This window comes from Weizmannia acidilactici (assembly GCF_008974185.1).
GTDB classification, from domain to species: Bacteria; Bacillota; Bacilli; order Bacillales; family Bacillaceae_C; genus Weizmannia; species Weizmannia acidilactici.
Map to the genome: position 1 here is coordinate 1 of NZ_BKZP01000001.1, position 23058 is coordinate 23058.

A 23058-nucleotide genomic window follows, 5' to 3' on the forward strand; every position below is an offset into this window, starting at 1 on the left:
CCATGTAAGAAAACTCTGTCTATATCCATTTAAAGGTGTGAAAACTATTTAGGTGTGAATCAAATACCTATGAAATTTTGAGAATGAGTGAGATATCAAGAGATAATTGTACTATATTGAAGGAGGATGGTTGTGAAACATTTACGGTTGAAACTCTCTTATTTTTGGTACAAACTCCTGTTCAAACTTGGGATGAAAGCGGATGAAATTTATTATATTGGAGGAAATGAAGCACTGCCCCCGCCGCTTTCAAAAGAAGAAGAAGAAATGCTATTGAAGAAATTGCCGTCCGGAGATAAAGCGGCACGATCGATTTTGATCGAGCGGAATCTGCGGCTTGTCGTTTATATCGCGCGTAAATTCGAAAATACCGGCATCAACATTGAAGATTTAATCAGCATTGGCACGATCGGCCTCATTAAAGCTGTAAATACTTTTAACCCTGAAAAGAAGATCAAATTGGCAACATATGCATCCCGCTGTATTGAAAATGAAATTTTAATGCATTTAAGGCGGAACAACAAGCTGCGGTCAGAAGTTTCGTTTGACGAGCCATTAAATATCGATTGGGACGGAAATGAACTGCTGCTTTCGGATGTACTCGGCACGGATGATGACATCATTACGAGAGACCTCGAGGCAAATGTGGATAAAAAATTATTATACAGCGCGCTCCATCAGCTTTCTGACCGTGAAAAACAAATTATGGAACTGCGTTTCGGGCTGAAGGGGAAAGAAGAAAAGACGCAAAAAGATGTCGCGGATATGCTGGGTATTTCGCAGTCTTATATTTCCAGGCTGGAAAAAAGGATAATTAAAAGATTACGAAAAGAATTCAATAAAATGGTATAGCAGAAAAATTTTTTAGGCGGCCGGAAAGCACAGCCGGCAAAGTTTTTGATGCGCTCTGCACCCTGCCCTTGCATTGGGCGCGGTGCATAATTTTCCCTCCCGGGGAGATACTGTTTTTGAACAGCAGCTCCTGATTCCTGATAGGGGGGAAAAGATTTGAAGCGCAACAAAGTGGAAATTTGCGGGGTGGATACCTCCAAACTCCCCGTTCTGAAAAACGAGGAAATGAGGGAACTTTTAAAGCAAATGCATGCCGGCGATGCATCTGCAAGGGAAAAGCTCGTCAACGGCAATCTGCGGCTTGTGTTGAGCGTGATCCAACGCTTTAACAACCGCGGGGAATATGTGGACGATCTGTTCCAAGTTGGATGTATCGGACTCATGAAATCCATCGATAACTTTGATTTAAATCAAAATGTCCGCTTTTCTACGTACGCCGTTCCGATGATTATTGGGGAAATCCGGCGGTATTTAAGGGACAATAATCCAATCCGCGTATCACGCTCATTAAGAGATATCGCTTATAAAGCCCTGCAGGTAAGGGAAAAACTGATGAGCACCACTTCAAAAGAACCGACAACAGAAGAAATCGCCAGGGAGCTGGATGTTCCGCATGAAGATATTGTGTTTGCGCTCGATGCGATCCAGGATCCCGTGTCGCTGTTTGAGCCAATTTACAATGACGGCGGCGACCCGATTTATGTCATGGACCAGGTGAGCGACGAAAAAAATAAAGATTCCCAATGGATTGAAGAAATTGCGCTACATGAAGGGATGAGGCGCTTGAATGAACGGGAGAAGATGATCATCCGGAAACGGTTTTTCCAAGGCAAAACACAAATGGAAGTCGCGGAGGAAATCGGCATCTCCCAGGCACAAGTTTCCCGCCTCGAAAAAGCAGCCATCAGGCAAATGAATAAGAATATTCAATAAGAAAGCGTAGGCGCTTTGGGCGTATGGATTTCATAATATTAGACTTAAATAAAGGAAACACGCTGTGCTCTTAGCGACCCGATGCTGACTTATTTCATGGAGAATGCTTAGAAATCCACTAGAACCATGGCGCCGCAGCTGGATCAAGAAAAGCGGAGTCTGCCCCCCGTTTTTCTTTTTGGTTATGCTATTTTTTGTTGATGATTGCTCATTTCTGAGACTCCTGCGGGATAAGCGTGCAAGAAGAATCCCTGTGCTGAGGTATCGGCGGGGAGGCTCGCGGACGCAGGGAGCGAAGCGGATTTCGCGATTATCACAGCCTTCTTTTTTTCTGTGAAAAAATAGTTCGAATGTGTGCAGAAGACCTTTTTCATGCAATGGTTGCGAGTAAGACGATTATGGATGTTTTATTCGTAAATCCCGCCCGGTGCGCATAAACTTGTATTATAGAGCAGCACGACAACAGGGGGGGAGAGCGCATGGTCCGTATTTCGGATTTTCAAATCAAAGATGTTGTTAGCATATCGGACGGCAGGAAACTTGGAAATGTGGAGGATATAGACATCAATTTGGATACCGGGACGATCGAAAGCATCATTGTAGGCGGTGCATCAGGGAAAATGTTCGGCCTGTTCGGAAAAGATGATGAAATTGTCATCCCTTGGAACAACATCGTCAAAATCGGCACCGATGTTATATTAGTCCGCTTTAAAGAATCGCCTTATACACAGCAGCAGCTCCAGGAACCGAAAAAATAGGCAGCAGGAGGAAAACAAAAAAACGGCGGACAGCCGTTTTTTATTTATAAACTTTAATCGTGATTGTTTTGACGCCCCATTGGATGGCTTTCTTTTTGCTCGAAATAAAAACATCAATTTTTTTACCCTTAATGGCGCCGCCGGTATCTCCGGCAATTGCCGTTCCGTAACCCGGAACGTAAACTTTGGAACCGAGCGGGATGACTTTCGGGTCAACCGCGATCACTTTCGAATTCGGATGTTTTTTTAGGTTGATGCCGGTAGCCGTAATTCCGCTGCCGGAACCTGCCGTATAAGCAGTTGCTTTTACCTTAATGGTCCGGTAAGAAACGGATGAAGTTGAAACTTTTTTTGAGGATGAGCTGCTTTGCACTTTCAGCTTTTGTTTGACTCTAATCATATCCGATTTTAAGTGGTTCCAGCTTTTTAACTTAGCCACGGTAACATGGTATTTTTTTGCGATTTTATATAATGAATCTCCTGCTTTTACTGTGTAAGTCGTCGTTGCTGCAAATGCTCCATGGCCTGTACCAAAAGAAAAGATGCAGACTGTGAATAAAGATAACCAAATTTTTTTCAAATCTAGTACCTCTTTTATGTAAGTTTTTTGTTATTCATAGAATAGCAGAGTTGTATAACAGGAAAGTAACAACGGTTTATTAGTTATATTACAAACCGGTTACATTTGTCGAGTTGCAGGCGTATTTTTCCTATCAACATAAAAAGTTGCGAATTTTGGGTAAATTTGTTATAAATAAAATCAGAATGGGAAAAACGTATTCAAAAAGAAAAGATATAGAAGATATCGGCGTAAAACGTTATAATAAAACAAACAGAATTTTTCCAGGAAAGCCGGGTGAAGGCCATATGGAAGAACCGTTTACCAAAACGGCAGCCGAATATTATACGGTCGGAAGCTGGGAGAAAAGCGGGATTGCCGCAGGGTTTACCGTAAAAGGCGGCGGTACAAGCAAAATGTTTAACGGCAGTTTAAATCTCGCTTTTCATGTCAATGACAATATTGATTTTGTGAGGCAGAACCGGCAAATTGTTGCGGAAAGGACCGGTTTCCCTTTATCATCTTGGGTGGGAGCCGAACAGACGCATGAAGACCATGTGCAAAAAGTTACCCTCCATGACCGTGGAAAAGGCGCGGCTGATTACGGATCGTCTTTTCCTCATACTGATGGATTATACACCGATGAAAAAGACATATTACTTGTGCTGGCCTTTGCGGATTGCGTGCCGATTTTCTATTTTGCCCCGAAACATGAGCGGATCGGGATAGTGCACGCAGGATGGAGAGGGACAACCCGTGGCATCGCGGCTAAAATGGTTGAAAACTGGGTAAAGGATGGTGTGCCGGAAAGTGAAATTGAAGTTGTCATCGGGCCGTCCATATGCCGGAATTGTTATGTCGTTGACAACCGTGTTATCGAGGCTGCCCTCCCCTGGCTCGGAAAGGCCGGAGATTTGCCGTATGTTGAAAAAACTCCGGGGCAGTACGCCTTGGATTTAAAACATTTAAATCAAATCATATTGCAGCGAGCAGGCATTCCGGAAAGCCGCATACAGATCAGCAATTTGTGCACAAGCTGCCGGGAAGAAGATTTCTTTTCGCACCGGCGCGACCGCGGCCGCACCGGAAGAATGCTCGGCTTTATCGGGATAAAAGGAGCACCAGAGAGATGAAAGTTTCTGAAAACCTCGCAAACATCAATGAAAGGATCGAAAAAGCGTGTGAACGCGCAGGAAGGAAACGCGGGGATATTGAAATTATCGCAGTGACAAAGTATGTATCTGCAGATAGGGCACAGGAGGCGCTTGATGCGGGGATCCGCCATCTCGGCGAAAACCGGGATGACGGCCTGCTTGAAAAATATAAAACCCTCGGCAACCGCCCTGTTTGGCATTTTATCGGGACGCTGCAGACAAGAAAAGTAAAAAATGTTATTGATAAAGTAAGTTACATACACTCTTTGGACCGCCTCAGCCTTGCGGAAGAAATAGAAAAACGGGCGGCTAAAGCCGATAAACAAATGAAGTGCTTTATCCAAGTGAATGTTTCGGGGGAAGAATCGAAACACGGGATGGAACCCGGGCAAGTGCTTGATTTTGTCCACAAAATGAAGGATTTTCCGCATATCCTTGTTGTCGGCCTTATGACAATGGCACCGCTGACGGATGACCAAAACACGATCAGAAGCACGTTCCGCGGATTAAAGCAGTTGCAACAGGAAGTTGAGAGCCTCCACTTGGATTACGCCCCATGCCATGAGCTATCGATGGGCATGTCGAACGACTTCGAAATTGCTGTAGAAGAAGGCGCAACTTTTGTAAGGATTGGTACCGCACTTGTCGGTTCACGTTAAAACAAACGGAGGTGTAAAGGAATGGGATTAAAAACAAAATTTAAGTCGTTTTTTTTGCTTGATGATGAATACGATGACCAGGAAGAAGAAATGATGGAAAAAGAATACGAACCGGAGCCTGAACCGCCGGCACAAAAACCGGTAAGGCATGCGCGGCAAAACGTTGTCAGCCTGCAGAGTGTCCAAAAATCATCAAAAGTTATTCTTGAAGAGCCAAGGGTATATGCCGATGCACAGGAAATCGCCGACCATTTAAAAAACCGCCGGGCTGTCGTCGTCAATTTGCAAAGCATGCCGCATGACCAGGCAAAGCGGATTGTCGATTTTTTGAGCGGGACGGTTTATGCAATTGCGGGTGATATCCAAAGGATCGGAAGTAATATTTTTCTCTGTACGCCGGATAACGTCGAAGTTTCCGGAAAAATTTCCGAATTCCTGCAGGAGCAGGATTATAACGATACGAGGTGGCCTTAAACCGAATGGATTCAATTTTAGGCTCAATTTTAACAATCATTTTACTTTTAATGAGAATCTACTCCTACATCCTCCTGATTTACATTTTTATGTCATGGTTTAATATCAGGGATACCGAGATCGGGCGCCTGTTTGCGCGGATTTCGGAACCGTATTTGGAACCGTTCCGCCGGATTATCCCGCCGATCGGCATGATTGATATTTCTCCGATTGTGGCTTTTTTCGTTTTGGATTTGGCAAGAGCTGGGATTGCGCAGGTTTTCTCGTGGTTGATGTGAGTAAGATTGAACGTTTATTTTTCCAAAAAAAGGGACATGTCTGTTCCTTTTTTTCATTCAAAGGAGATTTTCTATGGATTCAATTTATCAGCATTTTCGGCCGGATGAAAAAGAGTTTGTCGACAAGGTGATTGCCTGGAGGCAGTATGTAGAGGATGCTTATGCGCCAAAACTAACGGATTTTTTGGATCCGCGCATGCAGCAAATTGTGGAAATGATTATCGGGACGCAAAGCGGGATTCGCGTACAGGCTTATGGCGGCAGGCCGGAGAGCGAGCGGAAAAGGATGTTGCTTTTTCCCGACTATTTTTCACCTGAAACGCAAGATTTTCAAATCGCATTATTTGAAGTGGAATATCCGTCCAAATTTGTTTCATTTGAGCATAAGCATGTGCTCGGATCCCTGATGTCCCTCGGCTTAAAACGGGAAAAATTCGGGGATATCCTGATCCGCGGCGGCCGTACCCAATTTTTCATTGCGGCGGAATATACGGACTTTATCCAAATGGAGTTCCGTCAGATCGGCAAAACGACAGTCCGGATAGTGAAAAAAACACTGGAAGAAGCCATTAGCGTTGAAGAGGAATGGCAGGAAAAAAAGGCAACGGTCAGTTCGCTGCGCCTTGATGCGGTCCTATCCGCTATTTACAATATCTCAAGGCAGAAAACGCAAATGCTGATCGGGCGCGGTCTTATAAAAGTGAACTGGAAAACGGTTGAAGACCCGGCGTTCCAGTGCCGGGAGGGCGATTATTTTTCGGTGCGGGGATACGGCAGAAGCCGGATGTTCCGGGTGGAAGGCAAAACAAAAAAAGAAAAATGGCGAATTGTGGCGGGTATATTAAAATAATTTGATTTATTAGCAGGATTTTCCCAAAAAATCGTCGAATTCCAGTATAATAACAAGGAGGGAAGGCAATCTTTTGAAAAAGGAAGAAGGCAAATTGAACAGGAGGTGGCCACATGCCTTTAACGCCGTTAGATATACATAATAAGGAGTTTAGCAAAGGGTTCCGCGGTTATGATGAAGACGAAGTAAATGAATTCCTTGACCAGCTCATTAAAGATTATGAAATGCTGATCCGTGAAAAGAAAAGCCTGGAAGATAAAGTGGCTTCTTTAAATGAGCGCTTGAGCCATTTTACTTCCATTGAAGAAACGTTAAATAAATCCATTGTTGTTGCCCAGGAAGCAGCGGAGGAAGTGAAGGGAAACGCACAGAAAGAAGCGAAACTGATCATCCGTGAGGCGGAAAAAAACGCCGACCGGATCGTCAATGAAGCGCTCTCGAAAGCAAGGAAAATCGCTTTGGAAATTGAAGAGCTGAAAAAGCAGTCGAAAGTGTTCAGAACACGCTTCAAAATGCTGATCGAAGCGCAGCTTGACCTCATCAATAATGATGATTGGGATAAACTGATGGAGTTTGAAGTCGACGCAACGGACCTCGAACTTGAAGAAGAAGAAGTAAATTAGGCTTGACGAAAAGGAAAAAAACCACATATAATGAATTACATTAAATACTGTATATGAAAAAACGATGACAGGGCAGTAGGGTTACGCCAACTTTCAAAGCGAACCGGGGACAGTGGGAGCCCGGCAAAGAACGTAACTTGAATATCCCCCTTGAGTTCTTGCCTTGAACGCCGAAATGGCCAGTAGATAAAAGCGCCCCATCCACGTTACGGATGTCGAGCGGGCATCGTCTTATGCCTACTAGGGTGGTACCGCGGGAAACCTTCTCGTCCCTATTTTTGGGGATGGGAAGGTTTTTTTAATGGATTTTTGGCAAGGATGAACCTAACGGAAAATTCTAAATTGCATTACAAGAAGGCAGGAGGATCAGAATGGATTATAAAGACACACTATTAATGCCAAAAACAGACTTCCCGATGCGCGGAAATTTGCCGAAAAAAGAACCGGAAATCCAGGCAAGGTGGGAAGAAATGAACATCTATGAAAAAGTGATGAAACGTACGGAAGGCAGGCCGCTGTTTGTCCTTCATGACGGGCCTCCGTACGCAAACGGCGATCTCCATATGGGCCATGCGTTAAACAAAACATTAAAAGACATCATCAACCGCTATAAATCAATGTCCGGCTACCATGCGCCGTATGTGCCGGGCTGGGATACGCACGGGCTGCCGATCGAGCAGGAGCTGACGAAAAAAGGCGTGAACCGGAAAGCCATGTCGGTTGCCGAATTCAGGAAGCTCTGTGAAGAATATGCCTATGAACAGATTGACCGCCAAAGAAAAGCGTTTAAACGCCTTGGCGTGCGCGGCGATTGGGAACATCCCTATTTGACGCTGCGTCCGGCATATGAAGCCGAGCAGATTAAAGTATTCGGCGAGATGGCGAAAAAAGGCTATATTTACAAAGGCCTAAAGCCGGTTTACTGGTCCCCTTCGAGCGAATCGGCGCTTGCGGAAGCGGAGATCGAATATAAGGACATCAAATCGCCTTCCATTTATGTTGCTTTCGACGTGAAAGACGGAAAAGGCGTCCTGGACACAGATACGAAAATCGTCATCTGGACAACGACCCCGTGGACGATTCCGGCAAACCTTGGGATTGCCGTGAATCCGGATATCAACTATGTCGTTGCAAAAGTAAACGGGCAAAAATACCTTGTTGCCGAAGCCTTACTGGAAGAAGTCAGCGGGGTGCTGGAATGGGAAAATGCGGAAGTGGTTCAAACCGTTCCGGGAAAAAATTTGGAATATATTGTGGCAAAACATCCGCTTTACGGCCGCGACTCGCTTGTCATGCTCGGCGACCACGTTACCACCGACAGTGGTACCGGCTGCGTCCACACCGCCCCCGGACATGGGGAAGACGACTTCATCGTTGGCAAAAAATACGGGCTTGATGTGCTTTGCCCGGTTGATGACAAAGGTATGATGACAGAAGAGGCACCGGGATTTGAAGGCTTGTTTTACGACAAAGCGAATAAACCGATTTGCGAAGCATTGGAAAAAGCGGGTGCGCTGTTGAAACTGAAATTTTTGACGCACTCGTATCCACATGACTGGCGGACGAAAAAACCGGTCATTTTCCGGGCGACATCGCAATGGTTTGCCTCTATTGACATGTTCCGCGATGATATTTTGGAAGCCATCAAAGATGTAAAATGGACGCCGGTTTGGGGCGAAATCCGCATGCATAATATGATCCGAGACCGCGGCGACTGGTGTATTTCCCGGCAGCGTGCGTGGGGCGTGCCGATTCCGGTATTTTACGCGGAAAACGGCGAAGCGATCATCACGGAAGAAACCATCCAGCACGTATCCGATCTGTTCCGCCAGTACGGATCCAATGTCTGGTTCGAACGGGAGGCGAAAGACCTGCTTCCGGAAGGATTCACGCATCCGGGCAGCCCAAACGGCATTTTTACAAAAGAAACGGATATTATGGATGTTTGGTTCGACTCCGGATCTTCGCATCAAGGCGTTTTGGCTTCTCAGGAAGGTTTAAAACGCCCGGCTGATTTGTATCTTGAAGGTTCAGATCAATACCGCGGCTGGTTTAACTCTTCCCTGATTACCGGTGTTGCTGTAACAGGGCGCGCTCCGTACGACGGTGTTTTAAGCCACGGCTTTGTACTTGACGGGGAAGGCCGCAAAATGAGTAAGTCGCTCGGCAACGTCATTTCCCCGGGAAAAGTGGTCGACCAGCTTGGGGCAGACATTATCCGCCTGTGGGTCGCATCAGTTGACTATCAGGCTGATGTCCGCATCTCCAATGATATTTTGAAACAAGTGTCAGAAGTTTACCGGAAAATCCGCAATACGTTCCGTTTCATGCTCGGGAACCTGAACGATTTTGATCCGGCAAAAAATAAGGTTGCTTACGAAGACCTGCGCGAAGTCGACCAATTTATGCTTGTGAAATTGAACAAACTCGTAAAAGAAGTGCGCGATGCTTATGAACATTACGAGTATGCAACCATTTACCATGCCGTCAACAATTTCTGCGCAGTCGACCTCAGCTCGTTCTATATGGATTTTGCAAAAGACGTGCTGTACATTGAACTGGCGGATAATCCGGAACGCCGTGCAATGCAAACCGTTTTGTACGAATGTCTCATTGCATTGACAAAATTGCTTTCACCGATTTTGCCGCATACAGCTGATGAAGTTTGGCAGTATATCCCGGGCGTCACGGAAGAAAGCGTGCAGCTCACCGATATGCCTGAATATGTCGATTATCCGAATGCTGCAGAACTGGAAGAAAAATGGAATGCCTTCATGGCGCTGCGGGATGATGTCCTGAAAGCATTGGAAGAAGCACGGAATGCAAAAGTGATCGGGAAATCGCTGACCGCAAAAGTAACTTTGTATGTCAATGATGAAACAAAAGCGTTGCTGGACAGCATTTCGGAAAGCAAAAAACAATTGTTCATCATCTCCGGGTTTGAAGTGGCGGGTTCGCTTGATGAAGCGCCGGAAAATGCTTTAAAATTGGAACATGCCGCGATTATTGTGGAAAAAGCGGAAGGCGAAACGTGCGAACGCTGCTGGGTTGTTACACCTGATGTCGGCCATGACCATGATCATCCAACCCTTTGCCCGCGCTGCGCATCTGTCGTGAAAACGTTGAATGCGCAAGTGTGATTTCGGTGAAGCCGGTGCTGCTTCTATTACGGGTGCAGCGCCGGTTTTTTATGCTGGAAAAACAGCTTACCATTACATGATTTTGTTACTTTTAGTAAACGTTTTTCCGAAAATCCGCCGGCAGCCCGGGAATGCTAAAAGCAACAACCTGAATGGGGGGCTGGGCGAATTGGGCAATGAGATCGAGACGTTACTGCAATCCCTGAAAGAAGAATTAAGCGCTTATGAATCGAAGCACGAGGTTGTGCAAAGCTTGATTCAAGAAGAACTAAAAGATATCGAAACGGCTTTATCCAGAATCAATACCGTGGATGAAGACGCAATTCCGCAGGAGTGGCTGCAGGAAATCCCGACGCTTCTGTCGCCGGCGGACTGGCAGAATATCTGGGTGTATGGAAAAGTACCCGTCCCATATGACATATTCCATTAGTCCTTTTCTTTTCGCTGCCCTTTGTTTATGGTAAAATGCAGAAAGAAAACATGCGGCCGGCGGCAAAGTAAGTCGTGCGGCCACACAAACATGGGCGGAGGAAAACCAATTGTTTATTTTATATTATGCTATTGCACTCATTGTAATCGGCATTGATCAGCTGACAAAATGGCTTGTCTTAAAAAATATGTACATCGGGGAGAGCATCGAAGTCATCCCGAACTTCTTTTTTATTACATCGACACGCAACACAGGCGCTGCCTTCAGCATACTGGAAGGGCAAATGTGGCTGTTTTATGTGATTACTGTGGCCGTGGTTGCCGGTATTATTTATTACATCCAAAAATACGCCAAAAACAGGTTATTGCTCGGCATCAGTCTCGGGCTCATTTTGGGCGGTGCGGTAGGCAATTTTATCGACCGCCTGTTCCGCAGCGAAGTGGTCGATTTTGTCCATTTGCGCTTCGGCAGCTACGATTTTGCCGTTTTTAACGCGGCTGATTCCAGTTTAACCATTGGCGTTGTGCTGTTATTTATTTTTATGCTTTTTGATGAGAGGAAGACAAAGGAGAAAATTGATAGAAAAAATGGACCACACCGTTCTTGAACATGAAGCAAATGAAAGGCTTGATAAAATCGTTTCCTCCATGCAGGAAGAATGGTCGAGATCGCAAGTCCAGCAATGGATCAAAGATGGAAATGTAATCGTAAACGGGAAGAAAGAAAAAGCGAATTACAGATGCGCCGCGGGGGACATTATCGGGGTGGAAGTGCCTGAACCGGAAGTGCTTGATATTCTGCCGGAAAATTTGGATCTTGATATTTACTATGAAGATGTTGATGTGCTTGTCGTCAACAAGCCAAAAGGCATGGTTGTCCATCCATCAAACGGGCACATCTCGGGAACGCTTGTGAACGGCTTAATGTACCATTGCAAAGATTTATCGGGTATTAACGGCGTGCTCCGCCCCGGCATTGTCCATCGCATTGACAAAGACACATCAGGGCTTTTAATGGTCGCCAAAAACGATATGGCACATGAAAAACTGGCGGAGCAGCTAAGCAAAAAAACGGTAACGCGCAAATATTATGCGCTCGTCCACGGCAATATCCCGCATGATGCAGGGACGATTGATGCCCCGATCGGAAGGGACCCTGCTGACCGGCAGCGCATGGCTGTAGTGGACAATGGCAAGCCGGCGGTCACCCATTTCCGCGTCTTGGAACGTTTTAACAAGTATACGTTTATTGAATGCCAGCTGGAAACTGGGCGCACCCACCAAATCCGCGTCCATATGAAATATATTGGCCATCCGCTTGCCGGCGACCCGAAATACGGCCCGAAAAAAACGATCGATTTCGGCGGGCAGGCGCTCCATGCCGGGGTGCTCGGGTTCCGCCATCCGCGCACGGGGGAATATCTTGAGTTCGAATCACCGCTGCCGGACGATTTCCAAGCGCTTTTAAACAAGCTGAGATTAGGTTTGTGAAAAAAGAATTGACAAACCGCCGAAAAAAGTTTAAGGTAAAAATAACTTCATAAGCCTTTTAAAAACAGTCCCGTGAGGCTGGCAAGGGAACGATACTTTTTACAAATAAGCCTTCCTGCCTCTCCCAGCGGAAGGCTTTGATTTTTTCCCAGAGGTGACAACATGGTCCAAAAAGCGATCGTAATGGATGAAGTCATGATCCGCAGGGCTTTGACGCGGATCGCCCACGAAATTATCGAACGGAACAAAGGCATTGAAGATACGATGCTCGTCGGAATCAAAACGCGCGGCATTTATTTGGCTGAACGATTGGCCGCCCGGATTGAGCAGATTGAAGGGTGCCCGGTGGAAGTCGGTGAACTTGATATCACGCTGTACCGCGATGATTTAAGCAAAAAAACGGCCGATGGCGAACCGGAAGTAAAAGGCACCAAACTGCCGTCAAGCATTACGGATAAAAAAGTGATTTTGGTGGATGACGTGTTATACACGGGCAGAACGGTGCGCGCCGCCATGGATGCGCTCATGGACAGCGGCCGTCCGAGCCGGATCCAGCTGGCGGTGCTTGTCGACCGCGGCCACCGGGAACTGCCGATCCGAGCCGACTTTATCGGGAAAAATATCCCGACGAGCCAGTCGGAAAGAATTGTCGTACAATTAACAGATGTTGACGGGCGGGACCAGGTCAGCATCAACGAATAATCCTTTTAAAACATGTCCCGTGAGGTGTGCAAAGGATGGTTTTAGGGCCCTCTTTGCACCCTCGCGGCAAAGAGGGCTTTTTTGGGAATCGCTGAAATCGCGTGGCCTAGATATGAAAAGTCAATACGGAACACCTTTTAATCACAAGTCCAGAGAGGCTTGAAAGGGTGCCGGCGTAGCATGGCATTCGCCTTGCTGTGCCTGTTCTCGCGCACCCTGCTTGATTGCAGGGTGTTTTTTTACGGAACTGCAGGATGGCGATGAAGCTGGAGAAACACGAGCACAGGCTGCCGCTTGAAAAAATAAGGAGGATGTTAACATGCAGCATTTCCTGACGATGTCCGATTTGAGGAATGATGAAATTCTTGAGCTGCTGGAAGAAGCGGATGCTTTTTCAAAAGGGGCGCAATGGAAAACACCGGAACCGGTTTTTGCAGTAAATCTGTTTTATGAACCGAGCACGCGGACAAAATGCAGTTTCGAAGTGGCGGAGCGACGGCTCGGTTTGGAACTGCTCCCGTTTGAAGTCGGGGCATCCAGCGTGCTGAAGGGCGAAACTTTGTACGATACGGTGAAAACTTTGCAGTCGATCGGCGTCAGGGTCGTTGTCATCCGCCATCAGGAAGATGAATATTACAAAAAACTGGCCGGGAACGTGGAACTTTCGATTGTAAACGCGGGCGATGGCAGCGGCCAGCATCCGTCCCAGTGCCTGCTGGACCTTTTAACGATCCAACAAGAATTTGGCACGTTCCGCGGCTTAAACGTTTGCATCATCGGGGACCTCGTGCACAGCCGTGTGGCCAGGTCGAACGCGTGCGCCCTGCAAAAGCTCGGCGCAACCGTAAAGTGCTCGGGGCCTGTCGAATGGTATGATCCGACAATGAACATTGATTATATATCCGTGGACCAGGGCGTCAGGGAAGCGGATGTGGTGATGCTTCTTCGGATCCAGCATGAGCGCCATAAAGAAACCGCGCATCTTTCCAAAGAAGAATACCACCACGAATACGGGCTGACAGTGGAAAGGGAGCGGATGATGAAGCCGAATAGCATCATTATGCATCCGGCGCCGGTCAACCGCGATGTTGAAATCGCAAGCTGCCTCGTGGAATGCGGCCGCTCGCGGATTTTTAAACAGATGGAAAACGGGGTTTTTGTCCGGATGGCAATTTTAAAAGCAATTTTACAAAAAGAAAAGGTGGTTTGCTGAATGGGCTGGTTGATCAAAAACGGCGTTGTATTGGATAAAAACGGAAAGCTGGTGCAAAAAGATATCCGAGTAAAGGGAGGCAAAATTGCGGAAATCGGAGCGGGCCTGAAAACCGCAGGCGAGGCTGTATTTGAAGCGGAAGAGCTTGCGATTTTACCGGGCTTTGTAGATCTGCATGTGCATTTGAGGGATCCCGGGTTTGAACATAAAGAAACGATCCGTACCGGGACGATGGCGGCGGCAAAAGGCGGATTTACGACAATCGCCGCGATGCCGAACACAAACCCGGTGACCGACCGGCCGGAGAGGCTAGCGGCTGTGCAGGAAAAAATCAAACAGGATGCGGTGGTGCGCGTACTGCCTTATGCGGCGATCACGCTTGATGAACAAGGAAAAGAGCTTTCCAATTTTGCCGGTTTAAAAGCACAAGGCGCCTTTGCTTTTTCTGATGACGGCGTGGGCGTGCAGGAAGCGGACCAAATGCTTCGCGCTATGGCACAGGCAAAAGCGCTTGGAATGGCGATTGTGGCCCACTGCGAAGACAACTCGCTCATACACGGCGGCTGCGTGCATGACGGGAAATTTGCGGCAGCGCACGGCTTGAAAGGAATCCCTTCCGTATGCGAGTCGGTGCAGATTGCCCGCGATGTACTGCTTGCGGAGGCAACCGGCTGCCATTACCATGTCTGCCATATCAGCACGAAAGAGTCGGTCCGGGTTGTCCGCGATGCAAAAAGGGCCGGTATTCCGGTAACGGCGGAAGTAACGCCGCACCACCTGCTTTTGTGCGAAGACGATATTCCGGATGCGGATGCAAACTGGAAAATGAACCCGCCACTTCGGACAAAAGAAGACCGAGACGCATTAATTGGAGGCCTTTTGGACGGAACGATCGATTTTATCGCAACCGACCACGCTCCACACGCCGCGGAAGAAAAAGCAAAGGGCATTGAACTGGCACCGTTTGGCATCACCGGATTTGAAACTGCTTTTCCGCTTTTATATACGCATTTTGTCGAACAAGGAATTTTTACGCTGAAACAGCTTGTCGACTGGATGACGGTAAAACCTTCAAAGGCATTCGGCCTTCCGTACGGCGTGCTTGAAGTGGGGGCAGCCGCCGACATCACGGCAGTGGACATAAAGGAGCGGAAAATCATCATTCCGTATGAATTTTTATCAAAAGGGAAAAACTCCCCGTTTGGGGGCCGCGTTTGCACAGGTTTTCCGGCAGCAACATGGGCAAACGGGGAATTGGTATGGGGAAAGGAGTTGGCGGTAAAGTGAAAAGACAATTGATCTTGGAAGACGGCACCATTTTCAAAGGGGAGGGGTTTGGCAGTTTAAAAGATTCATATGGGGAGATCGTCTTTACAACCGGAATGACCGGCTACCAGGAAACATTGACAGACCCGTCATTTTACGGCCAAATCGTGACATTTACATATCCATTGGTCGGGAATTACGGCATCAACTGGAACGATTTCGAAGCGTCAAGGCCGTATGTAACAGGTCTCGTTGTAAAAGAAGCGGCGGAATACCCGTCCAACTGGCGGAGCACTTTGTCGCTTGGTGAATTTTTAAAGGAAAAAGAGATTCCGGGGATCGCCGGCATTGATACAAGAAAATTAACGCGGAAAATCCGGGCGTTCGGAACGCTGCGGGCGGCGATCTGCGCAGAAAATGAAGATGCTGATACGGTAATTGCCGGCCTGAAAGCGAAGCCGTCCGTCCGTGATGCGGTCGCGCAAGTTTCCCCAAAAAAGCGGTATGAAATAGATGGGCCGGGCAAACATGTCGTTCTTGTCGATTTTGGCGCAAAAAAAAGCATTTTAACAGAGCTCACGAAACGGAATTGCCGCGTTACGGTGATGCCTTACAACGTTACGGCAGCTGAGATTTTGTCGCTCCGGCCGGATGGCGTCATGCTTTCAAACGGCCCCGGCAATCCGAAAGATGTCGCATGCGGGATCCAAATGGTCAAAGGCCTGCTTGGAAAATTGCCGCTGTTTGGGATCTGCCTCGGCCACCAGCTGTTTGCCCTTGCCTGCGGCGCCGATACGTTTAAATTAACATTCGGCCACCGTGGCGTCAATCATCCCGTCCAGGACATCCAAACGGGCAAAACGGTGATCACATCGCAAAACCACGGCTATGCAGTTGATGAAAAATCGCTATCGGGAACCGGCCTGATGGTGACGGAACGGGCATTAAACGACGGTACGATTGAAGGGCTGGCCCATACAATATATCCGGCTTTCACCGTCCAGTATCATCCAGAAGCATCACCCGGCCCGCACGATTCAAACCGGTTATTTGACCAGTTTTTAAACATGATCGATCAGCATCAGGAGGAACACAAATATGCCAAAACGCACTGATATTCAAAAAATCCTTGTGATTGGGTCCGGACCGATCGTCATCGGCCAGGCTGCTGAATTTGATTACGCGGGAACGCAGGCCTGTCTTGCCCTCAAAGAAGAAGGCTATCAGGTCGTTTTGGTCAACTCCAATCCTGCGACGATTATGACCGATACGGAAATGGCGGATAAAGTTTATATTGAACCGCTTACCGCTGAATTTGTCAGCAGCATCATCCGGAAAGAACTCCCGGACGCCCTGCTCCCGACGCTCGGCGGCCAGACCGGCTTGAATATTGCAATGGAATTGGCGAAATCCGGCATTCTCGACCAGTACGGCGTTGAAGTGCTCGGGACAAAACTGTCCGCGATCGAACAGGCGGAAGACCGCGAAGCATTCCACGACCTGATGGGAAAACTCCATGAACCTGTGCTGGAAAGCATGATCATCCACTCGCTGAAAGAAGCATACCAATTTGTTCAGAAAGCAGGCTATCCGGTCATCGTGCGCCCGGCTTACACATTGGGCGGAACCGGCGGCGGCATTTGCCATGATGAAGAAGAATTGGTTGAAACGGTCACTAACGGCCTTCTCCAAAGCCCTGTCCGTCAGTGCTTGCTTGAAAGAAGCATCGCCGGCTTTAAAGAAATCGAATACGAAGTGATGCGCGACAGCGAAGACCACGCCATTGTCGTATGCAATATGGAAAATATCGACCCGGTCGGCGTCCATACCGGCGACTCGATTGTTGTCGCTCCTAGCCAGACGTTGAGCGATAAAGAATACCAAATGCTCCGCAATGTTTCTTTAAAAATTATCCGTGCGCTCGGCATCGAAGGCGGCTGCAATGTGCAGCTTGCGCTTGACCCGAACAGTTTTGACTACTATGTCATCGAAGTCAATCCGCGTGTGAGCCGTTCATCGGCGCTTGCATCAAAAGCGACCGGCTACCCGATTGCGAAACTGTCGGCAAAAATAGCGGTCGGCCTGACGCTTGCCGAAATGAAAAACCCGGTTACCGGCACCTCTTACGCCAATTTTGAACCGGCGCTCGATTATGTTGTCACAAAAATCCCGCGTTTTCCGTTTGATAAATTTGAACAAGCATACCGCAGGCTCGGCACCCAGATGAAAGCGACCGGCGAAGTGATGGCGATCGGCCGCACGTTTGAAGAATCGCTGTTAAAAGCCGTGCGCTCGCTTGAAATCGGCCTCCAACATTTGGAGCTGGAAAACGGCGGGGAAATCAGCATGGAAACGATCGAAAAGCGAATCCGCAACGCCGGGGATGAACGCCTATTTTACCTGGCAGAAGCGTTAAGAAGGAGGATTTCAATCGAACAGCTTCACGACTGGAGCAAAATTGACCTGTTCTACCTGTATAAGCTCGAAAAAATCATCCGCTTCGAAAAAACGCTGCTTGATTCATCGTGGGATGTTGAAGCTGCCCAAAAAGCAAAAGTGATGGGTTTTGCGGATCGCGTGATCGCCAAATTGTGGAACACGGGAGAAGAAAAAGTATACGAGTGGAGGAAACAGCATGGAATTTTGCCGGTGTATAAAATGGTCGACACATGCGCAGGGGAATTCGCATCGGAAACGCCGTATTTTTACGGTACATATGAAGAGGAAAACGAATCGGTTGTCACAAACAGAAAAAGCATCATCGTTCTCGGGTCAGGCCCGATTCGAATCGGTCAGGGGATTGAATTCGACTATGCAACGGTACATGCTGTCTGGGCGATCCAGGAAGCGGGTTATGAAGCGATTATTATCAACAACAACCCGGAAACGGTCTCAACCGATTTCAGCATCTCCAATAAGCTCTATTTTGAACCGCTGACAATTGAAGATGTCATGCACATTATTGATCTTGAACAGCCGGAAGGAGTTGTAGTCCAGTTTGGCGGCCAGACGGCAATCAATCTCGCGGAAAAACTGGCTGAACGCGGCGTGCGCATTCTCGGCACTACGCTTGAAAATTTGGAACGTGCTGAAGACCGCGACAAGTTTGACCATGTTTTAAGCCAACTCGGCATTAAACGCCCGCTTGGAAAAACCGGTACTTCAGTGGAAGAAGCGGTCGCAATCGCGGAAGAAATCGGATATCCGGTCTTGGTGCGCCCTTCATTCGTGCTCGGCGGCCGTGCGATGGAAATTGTCTACCATGAAGATGATTTGCGCCAGTACATGAAGACGGCGGTAAAGGTAAGCCCGAACCAGCCGGTGCTCGTTGACCGCTATGTTACCGGCCAAGAGTTTGAAGTCGATGTCATTGCGGACGGCAAAGATGTGCTCATCCCCGGCATTGTCGAACATATCGAACGCGCCGGCGTCCATTCGGGAGACTCGATAGCGGTTTATCCGCCGCAGCGTTTGGCAGAAGATCTGAAAGCGGAAATGGTTGAAACATGCAAAAAGCTGGCGGCAGGACTTGAAATTAAAGGCTTGATGAATATCCAGTTTATCGTTTCAAACAATGAGCTTTATGTGATTGAAGTCAACCCGCGATCGAGCCGAACCGTGCCGTTTTTAAGCAAAATTACCGATGTCCCGATGGCCAAACTTGCCATGAAAGTGATGATAGGTGAATCGCTAGAACAACTCGGTTTCGGCATCGGGCTGAGGCCTGAAAAACAGGAAGTGTTCGTCAAAGTGCCGGTCTTCTCTTTTGCCAAATTGAAACGGGTTGAACCGACGCTCGGGCCGGAAATGAAATCGACAGGCGAAGTCATGGGCCGCGATCTGACTTTCGAAAAAGCCTTGTACAAAGGGCTGGCTGCTGCGGGCACAAAACTGACGTTGAACGGCAGCATTCTGTTTACCATTGCCGATAAAGACAAGCGGGAAGCCCTGCCGCTCGCGAAACGCTTCATTGATATCGGCTTTACGTTAAAAGCAACAGAAGGAACGGCAAAATTTATGAGGGAAAACGGGTTAGTTGTTGAAGAAGTGGAAAAAATCGGGGGAGATGGCGATACGGTGCTCGACTCGATCCAAAAAGGCGAAGTGCAGTTTGTCCTGAACACGATCACAAAAGGGCAGCAGTACGAGCGCGACGGGTTCCAAATCCGCAGGCAAGCGGTCGAAAGCGGCATCCCGTGTCTGACTTCGCTCGATACGGCAGCCGCGATCCTGTCCATTTTGGAATCGATGAGCTTCTCGATCCGTCCGATTGCACAAGAAGAACAGCAGGTGATACGCGCATGATGCAGGAACAAATGGTAGTCAAAAAGCATAGCAGCATTGCAAAAGACATCTATGAAATGGTGCTTGCGGGTGATTTGGTCCGGCAAATAGCCCGCCCCGGCCAATTTATCCATATTAAAGTCGGCAGCGGAATTGACCCGCTGCTCAGGCGGCCGATCAGCATTGCGGAATTGGACCGGGACAGGTGCGAAATCACAATTCTTTACCGGGCGCAGGGGAAAGGGACGAAAATGATGGCGGAAATGAATCCAGGGGAAAAATTGGATGTGCTCGGCCCTTTAGGCAACGGGTTTCCGGTTGATGCACTCCGGCACGGGCAAAAAGCGCTCCTTGTCGGCGGCGGCATCGGAGTTCCCCCGCTTTACGAACTGTCTAAACAACTCAAAGCAAGAGGCGTCGAGGTCCGGCATGTGCTCGGATTTGAATCGGCGGCGCACGCCTTTTATATCGATCAATTTTCTGCACTCGCCCCAACCTCCGTAGCAACAGTGGACGGCTCCCGCGGAACAAAAGGGTTTGTAACAGATGCTTTGGCCGGTGATGGATGGAACTTTGACTGTATTTACGCATGCGGCCCGGCGGCGATGTTGCGGGCATTGGAAACGGAATACCCGGGCCGGCGCGGATTTTTTTCACTCGAAGAACGGATGGCATGCGGAATCGGCGCCTGCTACGGGTGCGTCTGCCGGACAAAAAATAGCCCGGATAATGCCACGAAAAAGGTTTGCAGCGACGGCCCTGTATTTGAAATGGGGGAGGTGCTCATATGACCGACTTGCGTGTGGAATTGCCCGGATTATCATTGAAAAATCCGGTCATGCCGGCGTCGGGCTGCTTCGGCTACGGGCGGGAATACAGCCAATGGTATGATTTAAGCGAATTGGGCGCGATCATGATCAAAGCCACAACAAAAGAACCGCGCTTCGGTAACCAGCCCCCGCGCATTGCGGAGACGGAAGCCGGCATGCTGAACGCGATCGGCCTGCAAAACCCGGGACTTGAAAAAGTAATGGCCGAAGAGCTGCCGTTTTTGGAATACTACGATGTCCCGATCATTGCGAATGTGGCCGGATCCACGATTGAAGACTATGTGTATGTCTCGGAGCATATTTCAAAAGCGCCGAATGTCCATGCACTTGAACTCAATATTTCCTGCCCGAATGTAAAATCGGGAGGCATTACGTTCGGCACTGATCCGGTCATGGCGTATGAACTGACAAGGAAAGTCAAAACCGTCTCCGAAGTGCCGGTATATGTGAAACTTTCCCCAAATGTGACTGATATTGTTGCGGTTGCGAAAGCGGTGGAAGCCGGCGGTGCGGACGGGCTGACAATGATCAACACGTTGTTCGGCATGAAGCTGGATTTGAAGACGGGGCGGCCGGTGCTTGCCAATGAAACGGGCGGCTTATCCGGGCCGGCGATTAAACCTGTGGCCATCCGGATGATTTACCAAGTAAGTCAACAGGTGAAAGTTCCAATCATTGGAATGGGCGGCATCCAAACGGCAGAAGATGTCATTGAATTTTTATACGCCGGCGCAAGCGCAGTCGCAGTCGGCACCGCCAATTTTATTGAACCTCTCATCTGCCCTCGCATTATCCAAAAACTGCCGGAAGTGATGGAACAGCTCGGCGTTAAAAAGATTACAGAGTTTGTTGGAAGGAGCCATAAACAATATGCATAAACCGATCATTGCCCTGGATTTTCCTTCGTGGGAGGATACCCGGGAATTTCTGCAGGGGTTTCACGGCGAACCGCTCTATGTGAAAGTGGGAATGGAATTATTTTATCAAACCGGCCCGGGCTTGATTGCTTCCCTGAAGGAAATGGGGCATGACATTTTTCTCGATTTAAAACTGCACGACATCCCGAATACGGTGCGGCAGTCGATGAAAGGGCTGGCTGCGCTTGATGTGAACATGGTCAACGTCCATGCCGCCGGGGGATCCGAGATGATGGAAGCTGCGCTCGAAGGTCTTGATGCCGGTACCCGCGCCGGGAGAGAACGCCCCGCGCTCATCGCGGTGACGCAGCTTACCAGCACATCAGAAACGCAGATGCAGAAAGAACAGGGCATTTTAAAGCCGTTGCGCGAATCCGTTCTCGATTATGCCGCGCTTGCTTACGAATCCGGGCTTGACGGCGTGGTCTGCTCGGCGCTCGAAGCCCGCGATATCATGGATCGGATCGGCGCTGCCTTTTTAAAAGTGACGCCGGGCATCCGCCTGGCCGGGGATGGTGCGTCCGACCAGAAGCGTGTTGTCACGCCGGAGAGAGCGCGGGAACTCGGCGCAACCGCAATCGTTGTCGGGCGCTCGATTACGAAAGCAGCCGATCCGTATACTGCCTACTTAAAGGTTAAACAGCAATGGGGGAAAGAATAATGGAAAATTATATCGCCGGACAATTACTGGATATTGAAGCCGTTTTTTTAAAACCGAACGAGCCTTTTACATGGTCATCGGGCATCAAGTCGCCGGTTTACTGCGACAACCGTATTACTTTGTCGTACCCGAATTTGCGGAAAGAAATTGCGATCGGGCTGAAAAAGCTGATTGAAGCGCATTTTCCGGAAGCAGAAGTCATCGCCGGAACCGCAACAGCCGGCATCGCACACGCCGCGTTTGTAAGCGATCTGATGAACCTGCCGATGGTTTACGTGCGTTCGAGCGCGAAAAAGCATGGGAAAGGCAATCAAATCGAAGGACGGGTCGCACCCGGCCAGAAAGTTGTCGTTGTGGAAGATTTAATATCAACCGGCGGAAGTGTGCTTACAGTTGTCCGTGCTTTGCGTGATGCCGGCTGCGAAGTGCTTGGCGTTGTCACGATCTTTACATACGAACTGCCGGCCGGGGCGGAGAATTTTACACGGGAAGGCATTACGGCTTATTCCTTATCGAATTATACCACGCTGCTTGAGGTAGGCGTGGAAAAAGGCCTGATCCGGGAAGAAGACTTGGCAACGCTGCAGGAATGGAGGCAGGATTCGGAGAATTGGGGGAAATGACTTGTGAACTGGAGGGCTGGTTGAGGCCCTTTTTATGTTTAAAGACACAGTACAGAAAAAATTAGGGGAAACTGTCATTTACAAAAGTGGAAAAAGACAAAAGTCTGTCAAACCCGAAAAGAATTATCTTTTACAGGCAGCTAAAAGGACAAAAGGGATCCGCCCCGTTCAGCAATTGTCTAATTGAGGCAGCCAAAAAGATAAATATTGTCTTTTTCAGAGACACAAACAAGACTAAAGGAAGAAAAACAAAGAAACTGCATAATCAAAAGAATAAAGCAAATATATCATTGAACAAACAAAAACGCCGCCCTTTACGAAATGTGTTAACTAAAACTTACAGTGTTCTTTAAAAAAATACA

At 48.3% G+C, this 23058-nt stretch carries 23 protein-coding genes and 1 other annotated feature; of the genes, 22 read left to right on the forward strand and 1 reads right to left on the reverse strand.

Annotated features, from left to right (window positions below):
- The first annotated feature begins 132 nt into the window (after positions 1 to 132).
- The 3 genes from sigE to BpJC4_RS00015 all read left to right on the forward strand — a co-directional run bounded on the left by sigE (position 133) and on the right by BpJC4_RS00015 (position 2543).
- Entirely contained in the window at positions 133 to 852 is a 720-nt protein-coding gene (sigE, locus tag BpJC4_RS00005) for an RNA polymerase sporulation sigma factor SigE (protein WP_151697384.1), read from the forward strand.
- A gap of 156 nt (positions 853 to 1008) precedes the next feature.
- Positions 1009 to 1785 carry an RNA polymerase sporulation sigma factor SigG gene (gene sigG / locus BpJC4_RS00010; protein ID WP_151681035.1) on the forward strand — a complete coding sequence of 259 codons (777 nt, stop codon included), beginning with the start codon at positions 1009 to 1011 and terminating at the stop codon, positions 1783 to 1785.
- Positions 1786 to 2264: 479 nt separating this feature from the next.
- Positions 2265 to 2543, forward strand: a complete 279-nt coding sequence (locus tag BpJC4_RS00015) for a YlmC/YmxH family sporulation protein (RefSeq protein WP_151681036.1) — start codon at positions 2265 to 2267, stop codon at positions 2541 to 2543.
- A gap of 40 nt (positions 2544 to 2583) precedes the next feature.
- On the opposite strand, the gene BpJC4_RS00020 is transcribed toward BpJC4_RS00015, so the two are convergent.
- A complete protein-coding gene (locus tag BpJC4_RS00020; protein WP_151681037.1) occupies positions 2584 to 3123 on the reverse strand; it encodes a 3D domain-containing protein in 540 nt (179 codons plus the stop codon).
- Between the two features lie 287 nt (positions 3124 to 3410).
- On the opposite strand from BpJC4_RS00020, the gene pgeF reads away from it, so the two are divergent.
- From pgeF to pyrE, 19 genes are all read left to right on the forward strand, one after another.
- Positions 3411 to 4235, forward strand: coding sequence for a peptidoglycan editing factor PgeF (pgeF, locus tag BpJC4_RS00025; RefSeq protein WP_151681070.1), 825 nt, complete (start codon positions 3411 to 3413; stop codon positions 4233 to 4235).
- Positions 4232 to 4915: a YggS family pyridoxal phosphate-dependent enzyme gene (locus tag BpJC4_RS00030; RefSeq protein WP_151681038.1), complete on the forward strand. Its 684-nt coding sequence runs from the start codon at positions 4232 to 4234 to the stop codon at positions 4913 to 4915. The genes pgeF and BpJC4_RS00030 overlap by 4 nt, the downstream gene beginning before the upstream one ends.
- A gap of 21 nt (positions 4916 to 4936) precedes the next feature.
- Positions 4937 to 5389, forward strand: a complete 453-nt coding sequence (locus BpJC4_RS00035) for a cell division protein SepF (protein ID WP_151681039.1) — start codon at positions 4937 to 4939, stop codon at positions 5387 to 5389.
- A 5-nt stretch (positions 5390 to 5394) separates the two neighbouring features.
- A complete protein-coding gene (locus BpJC4_RS00040) occupies positions 5395 to 5667 on the forward strand; it encodes a YggT family protein (RefSeq protein ID WP_151681040.1) in 273 nt (90 codons plus the stop codon).
- Between the two features lie 73 nt (positions 5668 to 5740).
- Positions 5741 to 6517 carry a YlmH family RNA-binding protein gene (locus tag BpJC4_RS00045; protein ID WP_151681041.1) on the forward strand — a complete coding sequence of 259 codons (777 nt, stop codon included), beginning with the start codon at positions 5741 to 5743 and terminating at the stop codon, positions 6515 to 6517.
- A 113-nt stretch (positions 6518 to 6630) separates the two neighbouring features.
- Positions 6631 to 7140: a DivIVA domain-containing protein gene (locus BpJC4_RS00050; protein ID WP_151681042.1), complete on the forward strand. Its 510-nt coding sequence runs from the start codon at positions 6631 to 6633 to the stop codon at positions 7138 to 7140.
- Between the two features lie 55 nt (positions 7141 to 7195).
- Positions 7196 to 7417, forward strand: a binding site (T-box leader).
- A 94-nt stretch (positions 7418 to 7511) separates the two neighbouring features.
- Positions 7512 to 10280, forward strand: a complete 2769-nt coding sequence (gene ileS, locus BpJC4_RS00055) for an isoleucine--tRNA ligase (protein ID WP_151681043.1) — start codon at positions 7512 to 7514, stop codon at positions 10278 to 10280.
- Positions 10267 to 10710, forward strand: a complete 444-nt coding sequence (locus BpJC4_RS16410; protein ID WP_253718618.1) for a hypothetical protein — start codon at positions 10267 to 10269, stop codon at positions 10708 to 10710. The genes ileS and BpJC4_RS16410 overlap by 14 nt, the downstream gene beginning before the upstream one ends.
- A 109-nt stretch (positions 10711 to 10819) precedes the next feature.
- Positions 10820 to 11317 (forward strand): signal peptidase II, encoded by a 498-nt coding sequence (gene lspA, locus BpJC4_RS00065; protein ID WP_151681044.1) that lies wholly within the window; start codon positions 10820 to 10822, stop codon positions 11315 to 11317.
- On the forward strand, positions 11289 to 12200 hold the full coding sequence (locus BpJC4_RS00070) for an RluA family pseudouridine synthase (RefSeq protein WP_151681072.1): 912 nt from the start codon (positions 11289 to 11291) through the stop codon (positions 12198 to 12200). Before lspA ends, BpJC4_RS00070 begins: the two co-directional genes overlap by 29 nt.
- Positions 12201 to 12362: 162 nt before the next feature.
- Complete coding sequence (gene pyrR / locus BpJC4_RS00075) at positions 12363 to 12902, forward strand: bifunctional pyr operon transcriptional regulator/uracil phosphoribosyltransferase PyrR (RefSeq protein ID WP_151681045.1); 540 nt, start codon at positions 12363 to 12365, stop codon at positions 12900 to 12902.
- Between the two features lie 319 nt (positions 12903 to 13221).
- A complete protein-coding gene (locus BpJC4_RS00080; protein WP_151697385.1) occupies positions 13222 to 14115 on the forward strand; it encodes an aspartate carbamoyltransferase catalytic subunit in 894 nt (297 codons plus the stop codon).
- Positions 14116 to 15402, forward strand: a complete 1287-nt coding sequence (gene pyrC / locus BpJC4_RS00085) for a dihydroorotase (protein WP_151681047.1) — start codon at positions 14116 to 14118, stop codon at positions 15400 to 15402.
- Complete coding sequence (locus BpJC4_RS00090; RefSeq protein ID WP_151681073.1) at positions 15399 to 16496, forward strand: carbamoyl phosphate synthase small subunit; 1098 nt, start codon at positions 15399 to 15401, stop codon at positions 16494 to 16496. The genes pyrC and BpJC4_RS00090 overlap by 4 nt, the downstream gene beginning before the upstream one ends.
- The gene (gene carB / locus BpJC4_RS00095; protein WP_151681048.1) at positions 16480 to 19686 is read left to right on the forward strand and encodes a carbamoyl-phosphate synthase large subunit; all 3207 of its coding nucleotides are present in this window, start codon (positions 16480 to 16482) and stop codon (positions 19684 to 19686) included. Before BpJC4_RS00090 ends, carB begins: the two co-directional genes overlap by 17 nt.
- On the forward strand, positions 19683 to 20456 hold the full coding sequence (locus BpJC4_RS00100) for a dihydroorotate dehydrogenase electron transfer subunit (RefSeq protein ID WP_151681049.1): 774 nt from the start codon (positions 19683 to 19685) through the stop codon (positions 20454 to 20456). Before carB ends, BpJC4_RS00100 begins: the two co-directional genes overlap by 4 nt.
- The gene (locus BpJC4_RS00105) at positions 20453 to 21373 is read left to right on the forward strand and encodes a dihydroorotate dehydrogenase (protein ID WP_151681050.1); all 921 of its coding nucleotides are present in this window, start codon (positions 20453 to 20455) and stop codon (positions 21371 to 21373) included. Before BpJC4_RS00100 ends, BpJC4_RS00105 begins: the two co-directional genes overlap by 4 nt.
- Complete coding sequence (gene pyrF, locus BpJC4_RS00110; protein ID WP_151681051.1) at positions 21366 to 22073, forward strand: orotidine-5'-phosphate decarboxylase; 708 nt, start codon at positions 21366 to 21368, stop codon at positions 22071 to 22073. Before BpJC4_RS00105 ends, pyrF begins: the two co-directional genes overlap by 8 nt.
- Positions 22073 to 22696: an orotate phosphoribosyltransferase gene (gene pyrE, locus BpJC4_RS00115; protein WP_151681052.1), complete on the forward strand. Its 624-nt coding sequence runs from the start codon at positions 22073 to 22075 to the stop codon at positions 22694 to 22696. Before pyrF ends, pyrE begins: the two co-directional genes overlap by 1 nt.
- The last annotated feature ends 362 nt before the right edge of the window (positions 22697 to 23058 follow it).